General features: G+C 68.5%; 19 protein-coding genes. 9 read left to right on the top strand and 10 right to left on the bottom strand.

Annotation, left to right across the window (positions count from 1 at the left end; translation table 11 throughout):
• Nucleotides 1-1,416 carry a cytochrome ubiquinol oxidase subunit I gene (locus FB560_RS01175; protein ID WP_141870690.1) on the bottom strand — a complete coding sequence of 472 codons (1,416 nt, stop codon included), beginning with the start codon at nucleotides 1,414-1,416 and terminating at the stop codon, nucleotides 1-3.
• A gap of 90 nt (nucleotides 1,417-1,506) precedes the next feature.
• On the bottom strand, nucleotides 1,507-2,151 hold the full coding sequence (locus FB560_RS01170; RefSeq protein ID WP_141870689.1) for a helix-turn-helix transcriptional regulator: 645 nt from the start codon (nucleotides 2,149-2,151) through the stop codon (nucleotides 1,507-1,509).
• A 100-nt stretch (nucleotides 2,152-2,251) separates the two neighbouring features.
• Here FB560_RS01170 and radA point away from each other — a divergent pair, with 100 nt between their 5' ends.
• Nucleotides 2,252-3,619 carry a DNA repair protein RadA gene (radA, locus tag FB560_RS01165; protein WP_141870688.1) on the top strand — a complete coding sequence of 456 codons (1,368 nt, stop codon included), beginning with the start codon at nucleotides 2,252-2,254 and terminating at the stop codon, nucleotides 3,617-3,619.
• A gap of 17 nt (nucleotides 3,620-3,636) precedes the next feature.
• Here radA and FB560_RS01160 read toward each other — a convergent pair whose 3' ends face one another.
• From FB560_RS01160 to FB560_RS01145, 4 genes are all read right to left on the bottom strand, one after another.
• A complete protein-coding gene (locus FB560_RS01160) occupies nucleotides 3,637-4,047 on the bottom strand; it encodes a dehydrogenase (RefSeq protein WP_141870687.1) in 411 nt (136 codons plus the stop codon).
• 345 nt (nucleotides 4,048-4,392) lie between these two features.
• The gene (locus FB560_RS01155; RefSeq protein ID WP_141870686.1) at nucleotides 4,393-5,043 is read right to left on the bottom strand and encodes a hypothetical protein; all 651 of its coding nucleotides are present in this window, start codon (nucleotides 5,041-5,043) and stop codon (nucleotides 4,393-4,395) included.
• Nucleotides 5,044-5,052: 9 nt separating this feature from the next.
• Nucleotides 5,053-5,556, bottom strand: coding sequence for an amino-acid N-acetyltransferase (locus FB560_RS01150; protein WP_141870685.1), 504 nt, complete (start codon nucleotides 5,554-5,556; stop codon nucleotides 5,053-5,055).
• A 94-nt stretch (nucleotides 5,557-5,650) separates the two neighbouring features.
• Entirely contained in the window at nucleotides 5,651-8,179 is a 2,529-nt protein-coding gene (locus FB560_RS01145) for an ATP-dependent Clp protease ATP-binding subunit (protein ID WP_141870684.1), read from the bottom strand.
• A 232-nt stretch (nucleotides 8,180-8,411) separates the two neighbouring features.
• Here FB560_RS01145 and FB560_RS01140 point away from each other — a divergent pair, with 232 nt between their 5' ends.
• The 4 genes from FB560_RS01140 to FB560_RS01120 are packed head-to-tail and all read left to right on the top strand — an operon-like array spanning nucleotide 8,412 to nucleotide 10,673.
• A complete protein-coding gene (locus FB560_RS01140) occupies nucleotides 8,412-9,029 on the top strand; it encodes a DUF2975 domain-containing protein (RefSeq protein WP_141870683.1) in 618 nt (205 codons plus the stop codon).
• Nucleotides 9,029-9,670 carry a DUF2975 domain-containing protein gene (locus tag FB560_RS20605; RefSeq protein WP_170198002.1) on the top strand — a complete coding sequence of 214 codons (642 nt, stop codon included), beginning with the start codon at nucleotides 9,029-9,031 and terminating at the stop codon, nucleotides 9,668-9,670. Before FB560_RS01140 ends, FB560_RS20605 begins: the two co-directional genes overlap by 1 nt.
• A complete protein-coding gene (locus tag FB560_RS01125) occupies nucleotides 9,670-10,440 on the top strand; it encodes a hypothetical protein (protein WP_141870680.1) in 771 nt (256 codons plus the stop codon). The genes FB560_RS20605 and FB560_RS01125 overlap by 1 nt, the downstream gene beginning before the upstream one ends.
• Nucleotides 10,437-10,673 (top strand): helix-turn-helix domain-containing protein, encoded by a 237-nt coding sequence (locus tag FB560_RS01120; protein WP_141870679.1) that lies wholly within the window; start codon nucleotides 10,437-10,439, stop codon nucleotides 10,671-10,673. Before FB560_RS01125 ends, FB560_RS01120 begins: the two co-directional genes overlap by 4 nt.
• 5 nt (nucleotides 10,674-10,678) lie before the next feature.
• Here FB560_RS01120 and FB560_RS01115 read toward each other — a convergent pair whose 3' ends face one another.
• Complete coding sequence (locus FB560_RS01115) at nucleotides 10,679-11,071, bottom strand: YbjQ family protein (RefSeq protein ID WP_229673377.1); 393 nt, start codon at nucleotides 11,069-11,071, stop codon at nucleotides 10,679-10,681.
• Nucleotides 11,072-11,167: 96 nt separating this feature from the next.
• Between FB560_RS01115 and FB560_RS01110 the strand changes: the two genes are divergently transcribed.
• Nucleotides 11,168-12,589 (top strand): dicarboxylate/amino acid:cation symporter, encoded by a 1,422-nt coding sequence (locus FB560_RS01110; protein WP_188895283.1) that lies wholly within the window; start codon nucleotides 11,168-11,170, stop codon nucleotides 12,587-12,589.
• A 219-nt stretch (nucleotides 12,590-12,808) separates the two neighbouring features.
• Here the strand turns inward: FB560_RS01110 and FB560_RS01105 are convergent, their stop codons facing one another.
• A complete protein-coding gene (locus tag FB560_RS01105; protein ID WP_141870678.1) occupies nucleotides 12,809-14,539 on the bottom strand; it encodes a cation:proton antiporter in 1,731 nt (576 codons plus the stop codon).
• Between the two features lie 52 nt (nucleotides 14,540-14,591).
• Here FB560_RS01105 and FB560_RS01100 point away from each other — a divergent pair, with 52 nt between their 5' ends.
• Nucleotides 14,592-15,641 carry an LLM class flavin-dependent oxidoreductase gene (locus FB560_RS01100; protein ID WP_141870677.1) on the top strand — a complete coding sequence of 350 codons (1,050 nt, stop codon included), beginning with the start codon at nucleotides 14,592-14,594 and terminating at the stop codon, nucleotides 15,639-15,641.
• An 80-nt stretch (nucleotides 15,642-15,721) separates the two neighbouring features.
• Nucleotides 15,722-15,931: a methyltransferase gene (locus FB560_RS01095; protein ID WP_141870676.1), complete on the top strand. Its 210-nt coding sequence runs from the start codon at nucleotides 15,722-15,724 to the stop codon at nucleotides 15,929-15,931.
• Nucleotides 15,932-15,962: 31 nt separating this feature from the next.
• Here FB560_RS01095 and pheA read toward each other — a convergent pair whose 3' ends face one another.
• A complete protein-coding gene (gene pheA, locus FB560_RS01090; protein WP_141870675.1) occupies nucleotides 15,963-16,913 on the bottom strand; it encodes a prephenate dehydratase in 951 nt (316 codons plus the stop codon).
• A 68-nt stretch (nucleotides 16,914-16,981) separates the two neighbouring features.
• On the opposite strand from pheA, the gene pgm reads away from it, so the two are divergent.
• A complete protein-coding gene (gene pgm / locus FB560_RS01085) occupies nucleotides 16,982-18,625 on the top strand; it encodes a phosphoglucomutase (alpha-D-glucose-1,6-bisphosphate-dependent) (protein ID WP_141870674.1) in 1,644 nt (547 codons plus the stop codon).
• An 18-nt stretch (nucleotides 18,626-18,643) separates the two neighbouring features.
• Here pgm and FB560_RS01080 read toward each other — a convergent pair whose 3' ends face one another.
• On the bottom strand, nucleotides 18,644-20,482 hold the full coding sequence (locus FB560_RS01080) for a siderophore-interacting protein (RefSeq protein ID WP_170198001.1): 1,839 nt from the start codon (nucleotides 20,480-20,482) through the stop codon (nucleotides 18,644-18,646).
• Nucleotide 20,483 lies beyond the last annotated feature (1 nt).

Genomic DNA, 20,483 nt, shown 5'->3' with positions numbered 1-20,483 from the left:
TCAGTACACGACCGACGGCAGCTGGGCCGTCTCGTCGTGGGGTTGCTCGGTGGTGTCTGGGCCCTTCTGCGCGGCCCGGATGATGAGGCGGATCTCGACCACGGCCAGCGCGGCGTAGATCGCGGTGAACGCGATCAGCGAGATCAGCACTTCGAGACCGGAGACCCCGGGCGAGACGCCGTCCTGCGTGGTCATGAGTCCGAACACGATCCAGGGCTGCCTGCCCATCTCGGTGAAGACCCAGCCCATGATGTTGGCGACGAGTGCGAGCGGGAACGACCAGATCGCGAGCTTCCACATCCACTGCGCCGGGGGCTTCTTGGCGCCCTTGCGGGTCAGCCACAGACCGACGACGGCGACGAGGGCAGCGGCCATGCCCAGGCCGATCATCCAGCGGAATGCCCAGTAGGTGATCCACAGCACCGGCGCGAAGTCGGTGAGCCCGGTGGCGGCGTAGGTCTGGCTGTACTCCGCGTTCAGGTCGTTGATACCGTGCACGCACGCGTCGAGCGTGTGCGTGGACAGCAGCGACAGCAGATAGGGCACGCGGATCGAGAAGAGTTCAGAGCTGCCGTCCGGCGTGCCGAGCGTGAAGAGGCTGAAGGAAGCGTCGGGTCCGCACACCGTGTTGAAGGTGGCCTCGGCCGCCGCCATCTTCATGGGCTGCGCGGCGTACATCGCGAGGCCCAACTGGTCGCCCGTGAGCACGACGCCGGCGGTCGAGACGATCATCGCCCACAGGCCGAACTTGAGCGAGATGCGCATGGTGTCGAAGTGCTGACCGCGCGAGAGGTGCCAGGCCGAGACCGAGATCACGACGCCGGCCGCGAACATGAGCGCGCCGAAGATCGTGTGCGGGAAGGCGGCGAGGGCGACCGGGTTCGTCAGCAGCGCCCAGAAATCGGTGAGCTCGGCGCGGTTCGTCACGGGGTTGTACGTGTAGCCGACCGGGTTCTGCATGAAGGCGTTGGCGGCGATGATGAAGTACGCCGACAGGATGCTGCCGATCGAGACGCACCAGATCGTGGCGAGGTGCAGCTTCTGCGGGAGCTTGTCCCAGCCGAAGATCCACAGCCCGATGAAGGTCGCCTCGAAGAAGAACGCCAGCAGTCCCTCGAACGCGAGCGGAGCGCCGAACACGTCGCCGACGAAGCGGGAGTAGTCCGACCAGTTCATGCCGAACTGGAACTCCTGCACGATGCCGGTGACGACACCCATCGCGAAGTTGATCAGGAAGATCTTGCCGAAGAAGCGGGTCAGGTGCAGGTACTGGACCTTGCCGGTGCGCACCCACGCGGTCTGGAAGATCGCCGCGACCAGCGCCATCCCGATCGTCAGCGGCACGAACAGGTAGTGGTACACGGTCGTCAACCCGAATTGCCATCGGGACAGGACCAGGGGGTCGAGCCATTCCATGGGCCACTCCTCTTTCTCAGCCTGCAGCCACGCTAACGGCGAGCCCGCCGCCCCGGTGGGGCTGCAGGCCGTGAATAAGACAGATGGCGCCTAGGCGGCGGTCATCTCCGTCAGTCGCAGCTGCACGGTGCAATCCGCCGGGAGGGCGGAGGTGCGTACGGCCTCGGCAGCGAGCGGCCCACCGGCTTCGGTGAGCACCCCCTGCATGAGGCCGAGGTGCACGGTGCACAGCATCGGACGGTCTTCGGCGCGGCCCGCGGCGTGCGGGCAGGGGCTGAGGTCGACTGTGAGCTGCTCGTCATCGACGACGGGCTCGAAGCCGCTCTCCTCCAAGTGTTCGATCAGGGCGTCCAGCTGATAGGTCGCATCGCGACCCAGAGCGGATGCCGACGCGGGAAGCACCCGACGCAGCAGGTCACCGCGACGCGCGGCCGCCGTGACCTTGTCGCGGGCGATGGGACTGGAGGCATCCGCGGCACCGGTCGCCGCACTGTACAGCGTGCGCGGGCGACCGCGTGTGGTGCGGTGCTCCGTGGACTGGATGACGTAGCCGCCCTCGATCAGACGCTGCAGGTGCTCGCGGATCGTGTTGGGGTGCAGGCCCGTGGCCTCGCACAGCTCGCCGATCGTGCGCTCGGGGCGCGTCTGCGCTGCGCTCGCTTCGAAGAGCAGGTGCAGGAGCTGCACGCGCGAGAAGGTCGAGATCGGCCCGCAGATGGGCCCGGCATTGGCCATGACTCCATTATGGCCAGGGCGCCGTCGCGCGCAGAGCCATTCGGCCGTGAATAATGCCGGGGCCGATAGGGATGTCAGATGCCGCCGATAGCCTGGAAGCATGGCCACCCGAAAACCCGCTCCCCCGGCGTACGTCTGCACCGAATGCGGGTGGACGACCGCCAAGTGGGTCGGCCGGTGCGGCGAGTGCCAGCAGTGGGGAACCGTGCAGGAGCAGGCCGCCAAGACCGGGATCCTGCAGCGGGTGACCGCGCAGGCGCCGACCGCCGATCGCGCGGCCCGACCCATCACGCAGATCACCACGCTCGACGCCCCTCGACGCACGAGCGGCGTCGGGGAGTTCGACCGCGTACTGGGCGGTGGCATCGTGCCGGGTGCGGCGATCCTGCTCAGCGGCGAGCCCGGCGTGGGCAAGTCGACGCTGCTGCTCGAGGTCGCGGCTCAAGCGGCGCGCGCGGGGCGGCGGGTGCTCTACGCGAGCGCCGAGGAGTCCCAGGCGCAGGTACGACTGCGTGGAGAGCGCACGGGCGCGCTGCACGACGAGCTGTACCTGGCCAGCGAGACCGACCTCGGCACGATCCTCGGGCACATCGACGAGGTGCAGCCGCAACTCGTGATCGTCGATTCCGTGCAGACCGTCTCCTCCTCCCTGATCGACGGCGCCGCCGGGCAGCCGAGTCAGGTGCGCGAAGTCGCCTCGGCGCTGATCCGCGTCGCGAAGGAGCGCGGTCTTCCCGTCATCCTCGTCGGACACGTCACGAAGGACGGGCAGGTCGCCGGCCCCCGCGTGCTGGAGCACCTGGTCGACGTCGTGTGCCACTTCGAGGGCGACCGGCAGACATCGCTGCGGTTCATCCGCGCGCTCAAGAACCGCTATGGGCCGACCGACGAGGTCGGCTGCTTCGAGATGGCCGGCGACGGCATCTCCGAGGTGCCCGATCCCTCCGGCCTCTTCCTCTCGCAGGGAGCGACGGAGCCGGGCACGTGCGTGGCCATCTCGCTCGAAGGCCGGCGTGCGCTCCCCGTCGAGGTGCAGGCGCTCACGGTGCCGAGCACCTCGCCGAACCCGCGCCGCATCGTGCACGGGGTCGACTCCTCTCGCGTGGCGATGGTGCTCGCGATCCTCGAGAAGCGGGCGCGCATCCCCACCGGGCAACTCGACGTCTACGTCTCCACAGTCGGGGGCGTGCGCTTCACCGAGCCCGCGGCCGACCTCGCCATCGCGGTCGCGGTCGCGGGGTCGATTCAGCAGTTCTCGGTGCCGCGTTCGGTCGCCGCCGTGGGCGAACTGAGCCTCGCCGGAGAGATCCGGCCCGTCACCCAGGCAGCGCAGCGACGATCGGAGGCCGCACGCCTCGGCTACGAGCGCGTGGTCGACGATCGCTCGAAGTCCTTGCGCGCCGCACTCGACGACGTGCGCGCGCATAAGCCGGGGCTGCGGGCCGTTCCGGATCTGCCCCCGTTCTGAGCCGCGGAGGCTGAGAGTCAGGCGTCGAGCGCCTGCAGCAGGTCGGCAGGCGCGGCCTGCATCGGATGCGGACCGGCGATGTCCAGGAACACCGTGGTGATCGGATGCGCCGCGAGGAACTTGCGCAACCAGACGGCGTCGTAGATCCCCACGCCCGGAGGCAGGTTGGCCGGCTTGTTCACGGCGTCGCTGAACAGCAGGAGCGCGAGGTCGCCGGTCTCCCGATCGCGATACGTCCACACCTCGCCACTGTCGAGAGGATTGTCGCGGGCACCGGGCGCGATGAGCGGGACCACGGTGGTGCCGTTGCGGAGCGCCAACGCGACCGCGGCGATGTCCTGCTTCTCGAGCGCCAGCGCGAGCGCCTCGGAGCGGAACTCCTCGGGTGCGGGCTTCTTCTTCGCGGACTTCGCCTTCTTCGCTGCCATGCCTCCAGCTTAGGCACGCTGAGCGTGGCGCACGCCGAAAGGGAGCGGAGACGATTGGGGCCCTCTCGAGTCCCACATTGGGGACTGGGGTACTCGAGAGGGCCCTCGGACTCTCGAGCGGCGATGTCGAAGCGCTGGGGACGCTGTAGTTCGACGCCACTGGGGATGGCATGTGCCGCATGATCCCGAGAGCCAAGTCAATGGTATCCCAAAGAATGGGAACTGTCAGCCCCCCTCTGCCCAATAGCAGTAAAATCAGACCCTTCCGAACAGAAAATCGGCGTACGCATCGATATTCGAAGGCGCGACCGAAGATTCGCTTCGAACTGACGCAGGATCTCCGGGTCAGTACAGCAGGATCTGCTTCGTGGTGAGACCCGTGAAGCCGCCGATCGCGACCTCCACGTGGTACGAGGCTCCGCCACCGGGGGCGCGCTGACGGTTCTCCTGCGCGCAGGTCTCGACGCTCGATCGCGTGCGGTCCCACGTCACCGGATCCTTGCTCGTGACCGTCGCGCCGGCTTTGAGCGTCACGATCATGCTGCTCGGGTTCTCCTGGCAGTCCGTCGACCGCCACCAGACGTCGGACCCGCTCATCACGGTGAACGTCTGCGTGGTCGACCCGACATCCATCGTGCAGTCGGTCGCGCTCTTGTTCGTCAGCGAGATCGACAGTTTGGGCAGCACGCCCGCCGCGTAGGTCTCGGCATCGGTGACCGCGGCGACCTCGACGTCCTTCGCGGTGCAGGCCACGATGGTGGGAGTCGCGGGGGCCGTGGGGTCCGGCGAGGGCGACTCGGCATCGGACGAGGGCGTCGACGACGGTGTCCCGCTCGCGGAGGTGGTCGGGCTCGATGTGGGCTGATCGGCCCCCTGCGCCCACGGCTGGGCGATCACGAGCCATACCCCGACGCCGATCGCGGCGAGGAGCAGGATCAATCCGCCGAGCAGGACCACCCGACGCCGGCGGTAGACAGCTGCAGAGGGGCGGACCATCCCTCCAGATTAGTTGAGCTGCCGGATCATCCTGGTGTTGCCGAGCGTGTTCGGCTTCACATGGGCGAGGTCGAGGAACTCCTCGACACCTGCGTCGCCGCTGCGCAGCAGCTGCGAGTACACGTCAGGGTCGACGACCTGCTCCCCGATCGGCGTGTATCCGCGGCGTCCGAAGAAGTCGACCTCGAAGGTCAGGCAGAACAACCGCGACAGGCCGAGCGTGGCGGCGTTGCTCTCGAGCCGGTCCACGATCGCCCGGCCGACGCCATGATGCAGCCAGTCGTCGCGCACCAGGAGCGTGCGCACCTCGCCGAGGTCTTCCCAGATCACGTGCAGGGCACCGCAGCCGATCAGCTCGCCGTCGGCCTCGGCCACCACGAACTCCTGCACAGAGCCGTAGAGCACGGCCAGGTCCTTGCCGAGCAGGATGCGCTGCTCGACCATCGGCTGCAGAAGGTTCCGGATACCGATGATGTCGGCGCTGCGCGCCGGTCGGACGATGTACTCGCTCACCCCTCCAGCCTAGAACCCGCAGCTGGTAGATCGACGAAGGGCGGATGCCGCAGCATCCGCCCTTCGTCGATCCTGGTCTTTCGACCGGCTCAGGTCACTCCCCGCTGGCGACCGCCAGGTCGGGAGTCGCCGTGATCTCGCCACCGGTGTTGACGCCGACGGAGATCTTCTCGCCACGCGGACCGTGCTCGAACTGGAACTCGCCGTCCTGGAGGTCCACCTTGACGTGGTCTCCGGCGTTGAGCTCGCCGTGCAGGATCTTCTCGGACAGACGGTCCTCGACCTCGTGCTGCATCGCGCGACGCAGCGGTCGGGCACCGAGTGCCGGGTCGAAGCCGATCTCGATCAGACGCTCCTTGGCGGCCTGCGACAGCTCGATCGTCATGTCGCGGTCGAGCAGACGCTCGCTCAGGCGCTTCGTGAACAGGTCCACGATCTGCACCAGCTCGTCCTTCGACAGCTGCGGGAACACGATGATGTCGTCGACACGGTTCAGGAACTCCGGCTTGAAGTTGCGCTTGAGCTCCTCGTTGACCTTGCCCTTCATCCGCTCGTAGGTCGTGGAGTTGCTGCCCTCGACCTGGAAGCCGACCGGACCACCGGCGATGTCACGCGCACCGAGGTTGGTGGTCATGATGATCACGGTGTTCTTGAAGTCGATCACGCGACCCTGGCCGTCGGTCAGACGACCCTCTTCCAGGATCTGCAGGAGCGAGTTGAAGATGTCCGGGTGCGCCTTCTCGATCTCATCGAAGAGCACGACGCTGAACGGCTTGCGGCGCACCTTCTCGGTGAGCTGGCCGCCCTCTTCGAATCCGACGAATCCGGGAGGGGCGCCGAACAGACGCGAGACGGTGTGCTTCTCGCCGAACTCGCTCATGTCGAGCGAGATCAGCGCCGCTTCATCGTCGAACAGGAACTCGGCGAGCGCCTTGGCGAGCTCGGTCTTTCCGACACCCGTGGGGCCGGCGAAGATGAACGAGCCCGAAGGACGCTTCGGGTCCTTGAGACCGGCACGCTGGCGACGGATCGTCTTGGAGAGGGCGGCGATCGCCTCCTCCTGACCGATGACGCGCTGGTGCAGGGCCTTCTCCATGAAGACGAGTCGGCTGGACTCCTCTTCCGTGAGCTTGAAGACCGGGATGCCGGTGGCCTGTGCGAGCACCTCGGCGATCAGACCCTCGTCGACGACCGCTGCGGTCGCGACGTCACCCGAGCGCCACTGCTTCTCGAGGCGCAGGCGCTCGGCCAGGAGGTTCTTCTCCTCGTCGCGCAGCGATGCGGCCTTCTCGAAGTCCTGCTCCTCGGAGGCGATCTCCTTCTGCTCGCGGACCTTGGCGATCTTCTCGTCGAACTCGCGCAGCTCGGGCGGGCTCGACAGGATCGACAGACGCAGGCGGGCGCCGGCCTCGTCGATCAGGTCGATGGCCTTGTCGGGCAGGAAGCGGTCGGAGACGTAGCGGTCGGCGAGGTTCGCCGCCGCGACGATCGCGCCGTCCGTGATCTGCACCTTGTGGTGAGCCTCGTAGCGGTCGCGCAGCCCCTTGAGGATGTTGATCGCGTGGGGCAGGCTCGGCTCGGCGACCTGGATCGGCTGGAAGCGGCGCTCGAGAGCGGCATCCTTCTCGAAGTGCTTGCGGTACTCGTCGAGTGTCGTCGCACCGATCGTCTGGAGCTCGCCTCGTGCGAGGAGCGGCTTCAGGATGCTGGCGGCGTCGATCGCGCCCTCGGCGGCACCCGCACCCACGAGGGTGTGGATCTCGTCGATGAAGACGATGATGTCGCCGCGCGTGCGGATCTCCTTGGTGACCTTCTTCAGGCGCTCCTCGAAGTCACCGCGGTAGCGGGAACCGGCGATGAGCGAGCCGAGGTCGAGCGAGTAGAGCTGCTTGTCCTTCAGCGTCTCGGGCACATCGCCCTTGACGATGGCCTGCGCGAGACCCTCGACGACGGCGGTCTTGCCGACGCCGGGCTCGCCGATCAGGACCGGGTTGTTCTTGGAGCGACGAGACAGGATCTGCATGACCCGCTCGATCTCCTTCTCGCGGCCGATGACCGGGTCGAGCTTGTTGTCGCGCGCGGCCTGGGTCAGGTTGCGACCGAACTGGTCGAGCACGGCCGAGCCGCCCTGGGTTCCGGCGGGCGAGTCGTTGCTCTGCGCGCCGACGGCGGCAGGCTCGCGACCCGGAGCACCGGAGAGCAGCTGGATGACCTGCTGGCGGACCTTGTTCAGGTCGGCGCCGAGCTTGACCAGGACCTGCGCGGCGACACCCTCACCCTCGCGGATGAGGCCGAGCAGGATGTGCTCGGTGCCGATGTAGTTGTGGCCGAGCTGCAGCGCCTCGCGGAGGCTGAGCTCGAGCACCTTCTTGGCGCGGGGGGTGAAGGGGATGTGGCCGGTCGGCTGCTGCTGACCCTGGCCGATGATGTCCTGCACCTGCTCGCGCACGGCGTCGAGCGAGATGCCGAGGGACTCGAGCGCCTTGGCTGCGACACCCTCGCCCTCGTGGATGAGGCCGAGCAGGATGTGCTCGGTACCGATGTAGTTGTGGTTGAGCATCTTCGCCTCTTCTTGGGCGAGGACGACCACACGACGGGCTCGGTCCGTGAATCTCTCGAACATGCTGTGACTCCTTATTCGCACGGGGCGAAGCGCTGACGCCGATGACGTTCTCTGCGCCTGTACATCGAGAGTAACCACCGCGCAGGGCAGGTATGCCCGTGTTCGCCGTCGGCGGAGTGGGGTCGCAGCGGGCGGGATGACGAGGCGCTCACAGCGACGGGGGTTGACGAGGTTATCGATTGTCGTTACCTTATCGTTTATCGCTAATAACGATCATCGATAAGGAGCGATCATGACCTCGACGAAACAGGGCACGCTGTCCCGCGGCGACGCCGGCGCGCTCATCGGCTTCTGCATCGCCGGCGTCGCGATCGCCGCCTACATCACGGTCTTCTCGATCAGTCGCATCATCGCCCTCCTCAGCGGCACGATGGTCCCGGTCCTGGTCGAGTTCGTGGACCAGCCGATCGAGGCCCCTCTCGGCGCGAACGGGGAGAACATCACCCTCGAACTCGACCGGGCGAGCATCACGGTCCCCTCGCTGCCCCCGGTCGCGATCGGAGCGGGCATCCTCGGACAGATCGCTCAGATCGTCACGATCGTGGTGGTGATCGGATGCCTGATGCTTCTGGCGCGCAGCATCCTGACCGGCGCGGTCTTCAGTCGGCGCAACACGCGGCTCGTCATGGCGGCGGGCATCGTCGGCCTGGTCGGCTTCGCGGCCGTGCAGTTCTTCGAGAACATGCTCTCCAACGCCGCCGTCGCGGAGGTCACCGACAACGCGGTCGACAACGCCGTGATCAGCATCGAGCCGTTCACCTTCGTCCTGGCCGCGTTCATCATCTCGGTCATCGGCACCGCGTTCGTGATCGGCGACCGGCTGCAGCGCGAGACGGAAGGACTGGTCTGATGTCCTCCTCCCCCTCCCGGACCGCTCGTTCCCAGACCGCGGATGCGGTCACCGTACTGCTCTTCGGCGCTGCCGCGCTGGTCGTCGTCTCGATCAGCACCATCCTGCGCACCCTCGGCACCTTCCGCGATCAGGGCATCGCGTGGTCCGTGCCGATCGACGAGCAGCCCCTCAGCGCGACAGCGGACTCCGGAGCCGTCTCGGTCGACGGCATCGCGCAGCAGGTGATGGTGTTCGCGACCGACGTGGATCCGCTCTCGACCGCCGCGATCATCGGTTCGCTGGTGCTGTGGACGCTCGCCCCGCTCATCGTGATCATCGGCGTCATGCTCGTGGCGTGGAACTTCCTCCGCGGCCGCTTCTTCGTGCGGGGCAACGCACGGGCATTCGACGCGATCGGCTGGACGCTCGTCCTCGCACCGATGCTGATCGTGATGCTCGAGAACAGAGGACTGAACGGTGTGCTCGGAGCGATCGGACTCGGTCCAGGAGAGCCCGTCCACCCGGTCGAGTTCTGGTCGATCGTGCCCCTCTTCGCGACCGGCGTCGCCGTCGGCCTGATCGCGGCCGCGTTCCGCCAGGGCATCCGTCTGCAACAGGAGAAGCACGTGCTCGAGAAGGAAACGGAAGGACTCGTCTGATGTTCGCCTACTCGTCGAGAGAGCTCGGCCCCTCTCTGCTCTTCATCGCGGCCGGACTCGCGGTCATCGCGGTCATCGTCGCGATCGTGGTCTGGCGCGGCTCGCGCAGAGGAAGTCGCACGCTGGCGATCGACGCCGCGCTGACCGTCTCCGGATGGTGGGTCACGCTGTCGGCGCTGAGCGCGATCGTGTTCGTGATCAAGATCTTCGCGACCGACTGGGCTGAGATCGCCTCGACCTCGCTCTGGATCTCGTGGCCGAGCGATCTCACCTGCTCCGACGATTACGAGATCACCGGGGCGGTGCTCCGATGCGGTGGCAGCACGATCGAGAACATCACCGTGGGCGGCGCCTCGCTCGGATTGCGGGCGCTGGCCGGTGCCGCTCAGCTCTCGAACCTCGCTTTCACCACGATGCCGGCAGCGATGATCATGGTCATCTGCTTCCAGACGCTCCGAGGGCGCGCCTTCTCGCAGACCGTGTCACGTGCCCTCACGATCGGCGCGATCGGGGTCCTCGTGTTCGGGCTCGCCTCCGACATCTTCGGCGGCATCGCTGCGACGGCAGGACTCCGCGAGGTGTTCCCGCCCGACAGCGAGTGGTATCCGATGACGTTCCAGTTGACCGTCACGCCGTTGCCGTTCGCCTGCGCACTGGGCCTCATCGCGCTGGCCGCGGTGTTCCGGCAGGGCCTCCGCCTCGAGCAGGAGAAGCTCCGGCTGCAGCAGGAGAAGGACGCACTGCTCAAAGACACGGAGGGCCTGGTGTGAGCCCGGCCGAGAACGACGACGAGCTCACCGGCATCCACTGCCGCCTCGACGAGCTGCTCGCCGAGCGCGGCATGACGCTGACCGAGCTGAGCGCCCGCGTCGGCGTCAGCATCGTGAACCTGTCGGTGCTCAAGAACGACCGCGCGCGCGCCATCCGCTACTCCACGCTGCGGGCGATCTGCGACGCGCTCGACTGCGAGGTCGGGGAGCTTCTGGTGCTCTCCGACCGCTGAATCCGTCAGGCGGTGGGAGGCGGCGGTGTCGGTGCCGGCGCAGCGGGTGCCGGCGCGAGCGGCTCCACGACCACCGCAGTGCCGTAGGCGCAGATCTCCGTGAAGTTCTGGATGGAGCCGGCGTCGAACCGCATCGCGACGATCGCGTTGCCACCGCGCTGCTGCGCCTGATCCCACATCCGCGCCATCACGACCTGCCGCGCCTCGTACATCACCTGCGTGTATTCGGGGATCTCCCCGCCGCCCAGCGAGCGGAAGCCCGCGGCGAAGCCCTGCCCGAAGTCGGTCGAGCGGACCGTGAGACCCATCACCTCTCCGAGCACCTGAGTGATGCGGTAACCGGGGATGTCGTTCGTCGTCACCATGAACATGAGGCCATCGTGCCAGAGAGCCGTCATGGTTCGTCATCTCGGTCGCCGGAATGAAAACGCCCTCATAGCGTTGAGCGTTATGGCGTGCACTCGGCACGTCGCGATTCTGGAGTTCCCCCCACCATGAGCACTACCGTCCGCGCCCAGAAGGCGCCAGACACCCGCGGACCGATCCGGAAGCTGCTGACGTCGTTCGGCTTCCAGATCCTCGCAGCCCTCGTCCTCGGCGTCGCCGCCGGTCTCATCGGCCGTCAGCTGGGCGCCACCGCCGAGAACCCGAACGGACTGTCCGCCACCCTCGACACGATCGGCAGCTCGTACGTCACACTGCTGCGCGCCGCCGTCGTCCCGCTGATCTTCACGGCCATCGTGGCGAGCATCTCGAACCTCCGTCGCGTGCAGAACGCCGCGCGCCTGGCCGGTCAGACGCTGCTGTGGTTCGCGATCACCGCGTTCATCGCCGTGATCATCGGCATCACGCTCGGCCTCGTCATCCAGCCCGGCTCCCGCGCGGGCGAAGGTCTGCAGACAGGCGACCCGTACACGGTCGGCACGTGGTGGAACTTCCTGCTCGGGCTCATCCCGCAGAACTTCCTCGGCCTCAGCGTCGGCACGCAGGTCGACGTCGACGCCGGCACCGCCGCCTCGAGCGTCAGCTTCAACATCCTGCAGGTCATCGTCGTCGCGGCCGCCGTGGGCATCGCCGCCCTCAAGGCCGGCAAGAAGGCCGAGCCGTTCCTGGCCTTCACGGAGTCGCTGCTCAAGGTCATCCAGCGCGTGCTGTGGTGGATCATCCGCATCGCCCCGCTCGGCACCTTCGGTCTGATCGGTGCCGCGGTCATCAAGTACGGCTGGGAGAAGCTCGCGGCGCTCGGCTGGTTCGCGATCGCGATCTACATCGGTCTCGCGCTCGTGCTTTTCGTCGTCTACCCGATCCTGGTGAAGACGCACGGCCTGTCGATCAAGCAGTACTTCTCCGGCGTGTGGCCGGCCGTGCAGCTCGCCTTCGTGAGCCGCTCGTCGATCGGCACTCTGCCGCTCACGGAGCGCGTGACCGAGCGCAACCTGGGCGTGCCCCGCTCCTACGCCTCGTTCGCCGTGCCGTTCGGCGCGACCACGAAGATGGACGGATGCGCCGCGATCTACCCGGCCATCGCCGCGATCTTCGTCGCGCAGTTCTTCGGCATCGAACTCAACTTCGTGCAGTACCTGCTGATCGTGCTCGTCTCGGTCGTCGGATCCGCCGCCACCGCCGGCACCACCGGTGCGATCGTGATGCTCACGCTCACGCTGTCGACGCTGGGTCTGCCACTCGAGGGCGTCGGCCTGCTGCTCGCGATCGACCCGATCCTCGACATGGGCCGCACCGCGGTCAACGTCGCGGGTCAGGCGCTCGTGCCGACCATCGTCGCCAAGCGCGAAGGCATCCTGAACGAGGAGCTGTACAACGCTCCCCGCGAGGGCCTGCCGTTCGCGGATGACGCCGACGACGAGTCGGATGACGACGCCACGGCTGCGACGCCGGAGCCCGCCACCGCGCGCTGACTCCGCACCTGCTCCACCTCGTCGAGAGCGCCTCGTCCCCTTCCGGGGCGGGGCGCTCTCGCGTACCCCGCGACAGCCGCTTTCGCCGAGACCCACCGCCGCCGCCGAGGCCCACCGTCGCGTGCGTCCGGGGCGGTGGGTCTGGGCGGCGGCGGTGGGTCTCGGCGGCGGATGCTGCGGCGGGCGCGGCCCGGAGGGCGGTGGGTCTCGGCGCCGGTACTAGGCGCGGCCCGGCTGGCGGGTCGCGCCGCGGGTGTCGAGCGCGAGCTCCTCGGCATCCATCGCGGCGATCAGCTCGCGCATCAGCTCCTCGTCGAGCTCACCGGCGTCGCGCTCCTGCAGCAGGATCTCGCGCCGCACCTGCAGCCACCCCCGCGACAGGGCGACGAGGTCCTCGTACGACGGCCGGGGCACGGTGTCCTCGACCTCCTGCGCGGCATCCGTGTCCTTCTCCACCCGACTCATGCGCTTCGTGAACGCGTCGAACACGCTCAGGTCGACCGCCCCGTACTTCTCTTCCCATTCCACGCGCTTCTCGGCGAGATACGCCTTTCCGGCCTCGCGGCTCTTCTCCCTGACGGCGGCCAGGGCACGCTCGTCGTCCTCGTGGTCGACGTCGCCCTCGATGCCCAGGCGACGGATGAGGAGCGGCAGCGTGAGTCCCTGCAGCAGGAGCGTGCCGACCGTCACGATGAAGGCGACCACCACGATCGCGTGCGAGGCCTCGGCGTCGAGGGTCGCGAGGTCGGCTGCGGCGAGTGCGATCGCCAGGGTGACCACCCCTCGCATGCCGGCCCAGGAGATGACCGCGCTGTCCTTCCCGGTGAGCTGGAGACCCGCCATCTGCTCGCGCACGATATGGGTGCGCAGCTCGTCCGCCGTGTATTTGTCCCAGCGACGACTCTTGCGATGCCGTTTCTCGAACTCCCCCGACTCGACGCCGCGGTCCCAGCGTTCGAGCCGCTTGCGGTCCTGGAAGTTCGCCCAGGCACTCGTGGGATAGATGTACAGGGGCCGCACGACGAGCACGACCAGCAGCACGGCTCCGGACAGCATCAGGATCTGCTCGACCGACTCGCTGCCCAGGTCGCGCAGGACGCGCGGGAACTGCAGGCCGATGTACGCGAACACGAAGCTCTCCAGCAGGAGGTCGGCCGAGAGCCACAGCGGCTTCTCCTGCTGACGGGTCGTGTAGTCCGTGCGCGGAGAGTTGAAGCCGACGTAGAGCCCCATCGCGACGACGGCGAGCACACCCGAGCCGAGCAGATGCTCGGCGATCGCGTACGCACCGAACGGGGCGAGCAGTCCGAACGTGCCGATCACGACCGGGTCGCTGATGCGCATGCGCAGCTGGTGCAGCACGATGCCGAAGACCAGGCCGATCACGACGCCGATGACGACGGCCATCAGGAACTGTCCGACGCCGCCCCAGACCGAGATCGTCTGACCGGCGAGGATCGCCGCGAACACCCGGTAGAGCGTGAGCGATGTCGCGTCGTTGATCAGGCTCTCGCCCGAGAGCACGGTCATGATGCGGCGCGGCAGTCCGAGCTTGCGTCCGATCGCCGCGGCCGAGACCGCATCCGGCGGGGCGACGATCGCGCCGAGGAGCAGTGCGCCCGGCAGAGTCAACGACGGCATGATCCACCAGGCGACGAAGCCCACCGCGAGCGCCGTGATCAGCACGAGCCAGATGCCCAGGCGACGGATCTGCGGCAGGCTGCGCTTGAAGCCGACGAAGGAGACGTCGAGCGCAGCCGAGTACAGCAGCGGCGGGAGCACGAGGCTGAGGAGCACGTGGCCGTCGATGTCGAGATCGGGCACGAACCACAGGAACGATGACGCGAGCGCGACGACCGTCACCAGCAGGGGTGCCGGCCATCCTCGCCATCGCGCGAATGCGGCGACGGCTACTGCTCCGACGAGGACGTAGAAGATCCCGGCTTCCATGCCTCCACGGTAGTGGGGAATGCGGCGCCGGGAACGCGCGTTGCAGAAGGGGATGTCCGATACAGCTCTCTCCGTCCTCGACCTCGTGCCGGTGCGCACCGGTCAGACCAGCACCGAGGCCATCGCCGCCTCCCTCTCCCTCGCGGAGGCGGCCGACCGGCTCGGCTATCGCCGCTACTGGTTCGCCGAGCACCACAACATGCCCGCCGTGGCATCCACGACTCCTCCGCTGTTGATCGCCGCCGCAGCGACCCGCACGAACCGGATCCGACTGGGCTCGGGTGGCGTCATGCTGCCCAACCACTCGCCGCTGATCGTGGCAGAGCAGTTCGCCGCCCTCGAGGCCATCGCGCCGGGACGCATCGACATCGGTCTCGGGCGGGCGCCCGGCAGCGACCCCGTGATCACGCAGCTGCTGCGCGGTTCGGGGACGACGAGCGACGTCGAACAGTTCCCCCGCCACGTGCAGGACATCGCGGCGCTGCTCTCGGGCGACGGTGCGACCGTGCGTTTCACCTCGGGTGGCGAGTACACCGTGCGCGCGACCCCGGCCGCGACCGGGGTGCCGGAGGTGTGGCTGCTCGGATCGAGCGACTACTCCGCACAGCTCGCGGCATCGCAGGGCCTGCCGTATGTGTTCGCGAATCACTTCTCCGGCCAGGGTCTGGAGCGCGCGCTCGACCTGTACCGCACCGGCTACCAGCCGAGCGAGGAGCACCCGGAGCCGCGCACCTTCCTCACCGTCAACGCGGTGGCGTCGCCGACCGTGGAGGAGGCGGAGGCCCGCGCACTCCCCCAGCTGCGGATGATGGCGCGGCTGCGTCTGAACAAGCCGCTCACCGCACTCGAGACCGTGGAGGAGGCGATCGCCGCGGGCATCGCCGACGCGGATGCCGCCACCGATCAGGTCGTGCAGGGCGCGCGATCGCGCTGGTTCGTCGGCACCGGAGAGTCGGTCGCCGCCGAGGTGCGCGACTTCGCCACACGCTACGGCGTCGACGAGGTCATGCTCTCCCCCGTCGCCGGTGCGTACGAGGCCGAGCCGAAGTCATCCGCCGCCGGCCGCGCCCAGACGCTGGAACTCGTCGCCGCCGCTCTCTGACCCGGATTCGGGCCACTGTCAAGGGGCCTGGTCATCCGCGGGCGACGGGCGTAGCCTCGGGCTCAGAGAGGGGTTCGACGATGAGCACCACCAAGACACTCGCACTCTGGGTCGCCTACGGCACGAACGGTGTGGTCGGCAGCATCCGCCACGACGACGAGGGCTATCAGGTCACGATGGCGGGAGCGGACGGGCCTGCGGGCACGTATCCGAGTCTCGCTTCCGCGAAGGGGGCGCTGCACGCCCGGATGATCCCGGGCAGCGCCTGGCCGCTGTTCCAGGAGCACTGACTCCGGAGACAGCGCCGCTACCGGCGAGCGGTCACTCTGCGGGTTCGCCGCTGAGGATGCCGCGCAGCCAGTCGCGCGCCTCGACGAACACGTCGTCGGCGTAGCGCTCCGGGTAGTGCACGATCTGGCGATCGGCGCGCGGGTATGAGCCGAGGAACACCACGCGCGGGCTGAAGCGGCGGATGCCGAGCATCGCATCCGCCATCCGCTCGTGCTCGATGTGTCCGTCGGCGTCGATCACGAAGCGGTATCGACCGAGCTCGTCGCCGATCGGTCGCGACTCGATGAGCGAGAGGTTGATGCCGCGGGTCGAGAACTGCTCGAGCATCTCGAGGAGCGATCCGGGGTGGTCGTGCGGCAACTCCACGATCAGCGAGGTCTTGTCGGCTCCGGTCGGTGCGGGCGGAGTGGTCGTGCGGGTCACGAGGACGAACCGCGTGACGGCCTGCGCGTTGTCGCCGATGTCGGTGGCCAGCACGTCGACGTCGTAGTGGTTCACGATGCCGGGGGCGGCGATCGCCGCCTGCGCCGGGAGCGTGCCGTCGAGCACGCCGATGGCGGAGGCCACATTGCTCGCCGCGGGCACGTGCGAGTGCGAGGGCACGTGCGCGCCGAGCCACCCGTGGCACTGGGCGTAGGCGACCGGGTGGGCGGCGATGACCTGCACCTGGTCGAGCGTGGTGCCGCGCGGGGCGACCAGTACGAAGTTCACCGGCACCAGGTACTCGCCGATGATGCGAAGACCGGGCAGCGTCGCGAGAGCATCCTGCGTGGTGGAGACACCACCCTCGATGGAGTTCTCGATCGCGATCATGGCCGCGAAGCTGCGCCCCTCGAGTACGTCGGCCAGCGCTTCGCCGACGTTGTGCACGGGACGCCACTGCTGACCGCGAGCCTCTGCGACCTGATCGAGTGCCGCTTCCGTGAAGGTTCCGGCGGGGCCGAGATAGCTGTAGGTACGGCGTTCAGTCACGCGTTTCACCTTAGCCCTCCCCGCGAGCAGGGAAACCGAAGTTTCGCCTGCAGCGGGATCGGGGGCAGACTGTGTGCATGACGAGCCGTGCCGGCCTCCCCGCGGAGGACACTGACCTCATCGATGTCGACGAGCTGATCGCCGCCTACTACGACCGCATCCCGAAGCCCGATGTCGCCTCCGAGCGCGTGGCCTTCGGCACCAGCGGCCACCGCGGGTCATCGCTGTCGGGCAGCTTCAACGAGAACCACATCCTCGCCACGACGCAGGCGATCGTGGACTACCGGGCGGGGCAGGGCATCACCGGTCCGCTCTTCCTCGGCAGGGACACGCACGCGCTCTCGCTGCCCGCGGAGCGCACGGCGATCGAGGTGCTGCTCGCGAACGGCGTGGACGTGCGCGTCGACTCCCGCGATTCCTGGGTGCCGACCCCGGCGCTCAGCCACGCGATCCTCACCCACAACCGCGCCCTCGCCGCTGACGCGCCCGGCCGCGCCGACGGCATCGTGGTGACGCCCTCCCACAACCCGCCGCGCGACGGCGGCTTCAAGTACAACCCCCCGCACGGTGGACCGGCCGACACGGATGCCACGGGCTGGATCGCCGACCGCGCGAACGAGCTCATCGCGAACGGTCTCGAAGGCGTCAAGCGCGAGCGCTTCGGCGACGTCGACTGGGACGCGATCACGGGCTACGACTTCCGCGACTCCTACGTGCGCGATCTGGGCACCATCATCGACGTCGACGCGATCCGTCGCGCCGGTGTGCGCATCGGCGCCGACCCGCTGGGCGGAGCATCCGTCGAGTACTGGTCGCTCATCAAGGAGGTCTACGACCTCGACCTGACAGTCGTGAACCCCGAGGTCGACCCGACCTGGCGCTTCATGACGCTCGACTGGGACGAGAAGATCCGCATGGATCCGTCCTCGCCGTCGGCGATGGCCTCGCTGGTCGCGAAGAAGGGCGACTTCGACGTGCTCACGGGCAACGACGCCGACGCCGACCGGCACGGCATCGTCACCCCGGATGCCGGACTCATGAACCCGAACCACTACCTGGCCGTCGCGATCGACTACCTGTTCTCGCACCGCGCCGAGTGGCCGCGCGACGCCGCGATCGGCAAGACGCTGGTGTCGTCGATGATCATCGACCGCGTCGCGGAGTCGCTCGGTCGACGTCTGCTCGAAGTGCCCGTCGGGTTCAAGTGGTTCGTCCCCGGGTTGCTCGACGGCTCGGTCGCGTTCGGCGGCGAGGAGTCCGCCGGCGCCTCGTTCCTGCGCAAGGACGGATCGGTCTGGTCGACCGACAAGGACGGCATCCTGCTCTGCCTGCTCGCCGCCGAGATCATCGCCGTGACCGGCAAAACCCCCTCGGAGCGGTACGCCGAGCTCGAGGCCGCCTTCGGCTCCTCCGCGTATCAGCGCGTGGATGCTCCGGCGACACCCGAGCAGAAGGCGACCCTCGGCAAGCTCGCCCCCGAGTCGGTGTCGGCGACGACGCTGGCCGGCGAGGAGATCACCGCGAAGCTCTCGCACGCGCCGGGCAACGGTGCGGCGATCGGCGGCCTGAAGGTGCAGACCGAGCACGCGTGGTTCGCCGCGCGCCCCTCCGGCACCGAAGACGTGTACAAGCTCTACGCCGAGAGCCTGCGCGGCCCGGAGCACCTCGCCGAGGTGCAGGCCGAGGCGCGTGCTGTGGTGTCAGCCGCGCTCGGCGGCTGACACCACGGCAGGCGACGCCTAGCCGTCGATCTCGAACACCGGCTCGCCCCAGCCGATCGTCCGCTCCCTGGCGACCTCGATGCCCGCGGCGGCGATCAGCGCGAGCACCTCGTCGCGCGTGCGGAACCCGGAGCCGTGCAGGCAGAACAGCTGCAGGTCCTCCGCGGCATCGTGATCGTCGATCTCCTCCGGGACCAGCAGGTGCTCGACCACCAGCATCCGGCCGCCCGGCAGCACCGCGGCCCGCGCCCGTTGCAGTGCGCGTACGGCATCCTGATCCGGCAGCGTGCTGAGCGCCCCGCCGAGCACGACCGCGCGCGCCTCGGGCCAGGTGCCGGTGGCATCACCCGCATGCACCTGCACGCGCGCCCGCGCGGCCTCGGGCAGGGCGTCCACCGCGGCGGTCGCCCGCGCCGCCCGCACCATCAGCGTGAGCGCAGGGGCCTGATCCGATGACAGGGCGTCGGCCAGGAGCGTGGCTGCTCCGGCACCGCCGGCCGTGACCTGTTCCCCCGCGGCGAAGGTGTACTCCCGGGCGAACGCCGGCCGCAACCACTCCAGCTCTGCGGACGCCGCCTCCTCGATCCCGGCCGCCACCGTCGCGGACCCCTCCGCGAGATCGTCGAGGTTCCCCCCGAGCGTCGCCGCGGCGACCGGGGCTCCCGTCTCGATCGCTGCCAGCAGCCCGTCGAACACCCGCACCAGACCGCCGACCGGATGACGCAGGTCGAGTTCCTCGCTCACCTCGTCGTCATCGAGCACGGCTCCGAAAGCGGTGACCGCGAGTCCGCCGCCCTCCCGTTCCTCGAGCACCTCGATGGTCGCGAGGTAGCGCAGCAGCTTGTGCAGCGCCACGGCATCCACACCGACGGCGGACGCGAGCTCCGCGGCGGTCGTCCGCCCCTGACGGATCAGCGGGATCAGCCCGAGCGTGACGGCCACCCGGATCGCCCGCGAAGGGAGCGGGTCGACGAGCTCGTGCATGCGGTCGATCAGATCGACCTCGCTGTCGGGATCGGGGAGTCCCCCGGTGCCTTCCAGTTCGTCGACCTCCGTGCGACGCCAGTATCCGGTCACCTCGACCCGATCGGGCGAGAGCCCGCGGTCCTCGCGCAGCCATCGCCGGATCGGCTTGATCGACAGCGTCTCACCGGCGACCCAGGCGAACGGAGCACCGTCGCGCCAGGGCATCGCCCGCACGGCATCCGCCAGGTGCGTGGTGGTGCCGGCCGGTACCGGCCCGCGGTGCACCCACGTGATGGTCACTCCTTCGCGCGCCTCGATCTCCTGCTCGTCGCCGGGCCCGCCCACCTCGATGAACACCTCTGCCGGCGTACCCGCCGGCAGCTCCTCCACCCAGCGCGCGATGGCCGGGATCGCGGTGTCGTCGCCCGCGATCAGCAACCAGTCGGCGCCCTGCGGATGCAGCAGCGACATCTTCGGCCCCGCGATGTGGATGCGGTCGCCCACGTCGCATGAGCGTGCCCAGGTGGAGGCGACGCCGGTGCCGTGCAGCACGAAATCGAGCTCGAGCCGCCCGCTCTCGGCATCGAAGGAACGCACCGTGTAGGTGCGGGCGACGGGACGCGGATCCCGCGGCCACTCGATCACCCGGTCGCGCTGGATCGGCAGGTGCAGCTCACCCGTCACCGGATCCGCGAAGAACACCTTGATCTCGTCGTCGAAGCCGCTCGTCACCAGCGCGGGGAGGTCGTGCTCTGCCGTGCGGAAGCCGGCCAGCTGGGGGCCGCCCAGCACGATCCGACGCATGCTCGCCGAGATGTCGAAGGCATCGATGACCGAGAGTTCCCGCAGGGTGATCGGCTCGATCAACGAAGGACGGATGCTGCGCGCCACG

It is taken from the genome of Microbacterium saperdae, from assembly GCF_006716345.1.
GTDB lineage: Bacteria > Actinomycetota > Actinomycetes > Actinomycetales > Microbacteriaceae > Microbacterium > Microbacterium saperdae.
This window is presented reverse-complemented; position numbering and strand designations above follow the sequence as displayed.

Excerpts from the sequence above, each read along its gene's own strand:
- FB560_RS01095 (WP_141870676.1), top strand. The coding sequence starts at position 15,722 with ATGAGCACCACCAAGACACTCGCACTCTGGGTCGCCTACGGCACGAAC.
- pgm (WP_141870674.1), top strand. The coding sequence starts at position 16,982 with ATGACGAGCCGTGCCGGCCTCCCCGCGGAGGACACTGACCTCATCGAT.
- FB560_RS01125 (WP_141870680.1), top strand. The coding sequence starts at position 9,670 with ATGTTCGCCTACTCGTCGAGAGAGCTCGGCCCCTCTCTGCTCTTCATC.
- FB560_RS01170 (WP_141870689.1), bottom strand. The coding sequence starts at position 2,151 with ATGGCCAATGCCGGGCCCATCTGCGGGCCGATCTCGACCTTCTCGCGC.
- FB560_RS01175 (WP_141870690.1), bottom strand. The coding sequence starts at position 1,416 with ATGGAATGGCTCGACCCCCTGGTCCTGTCCCGATGGCAATTCGGGTTG.
- FB560_RS01160 (WP_141870687.1), bottom strand. The coding sequence starts at position 4,047 with ATGGCAGCGAAGAAGGCGAAGTCCGCGAAGAAGAAGCCCGCACCCGAG.
- FB560_RS01105 (WP_141870678.1), bottom strand. The coding sequence starts at position 14,539 with ATGGAAGCCGGGATCTTCTACGTCCTCGTCGGAGCAGTAGCCGTCGCC.
- FB560_RS01155 (WP_141870686.1), bottom strand. The coding sequence starts at position 5,043 with ATGGTCCGCCCCTCTGCAGCTGTCTACCGCCGGCGTCGGGTGGTCCTG.
- radA (WP_141870688.1), top strand. The coding sequence starts at position 2,252 with ATGGCCACCCGAAAACCCGCTCCCCCGGCGTACGTCTGCACCGAATGC.
- FB560_RS01140 (WP_141870683.1), top strand. The coding sequence starts at position 8,412 with ATGACCTCGACGAAACAGGGCACGCTGTCCCGCGGCGACGCCGGCGCG.
- FB560_RS01110 (WP_188895283.1), top strand. The coding sequence starts at position 11,168 with ATGAGCACTACCGTCCGCGCCCAGAAGGCGCCAGACACCCGCGGACCG.
- FB560_RS20605 (WP_170198002.1), top strand. The coding sequence starts at position 9,029 with ATGTCCTCCTCCCCCTCCCGGACCGCTCGTTCCCAGACCGCGGATGCG.
- FB560_RS01115 (WP_229673377.1), bottom strand. The coding sequence starts at position 11,071 with ATGACGGCTCTCTGGCACGATGGCCTCATGTTCATGGTGACGACGAAC.
- FB560_RS01100 (WP_141870677.1), top strand. The coding sequence starts at position 14,592 with ATGTCCGATACAGCTCTCTCCGTCCTCGACCTCGTGCCGGTGCGCACC.
- FB560_RS01145 (WP_141870684.1), bottom strand. The coding sequence starts at position 8,179 with ATGTTCGAGAGATTCACGGACCGAGCCCGTCGTGTGGTCGTCCTCGCC.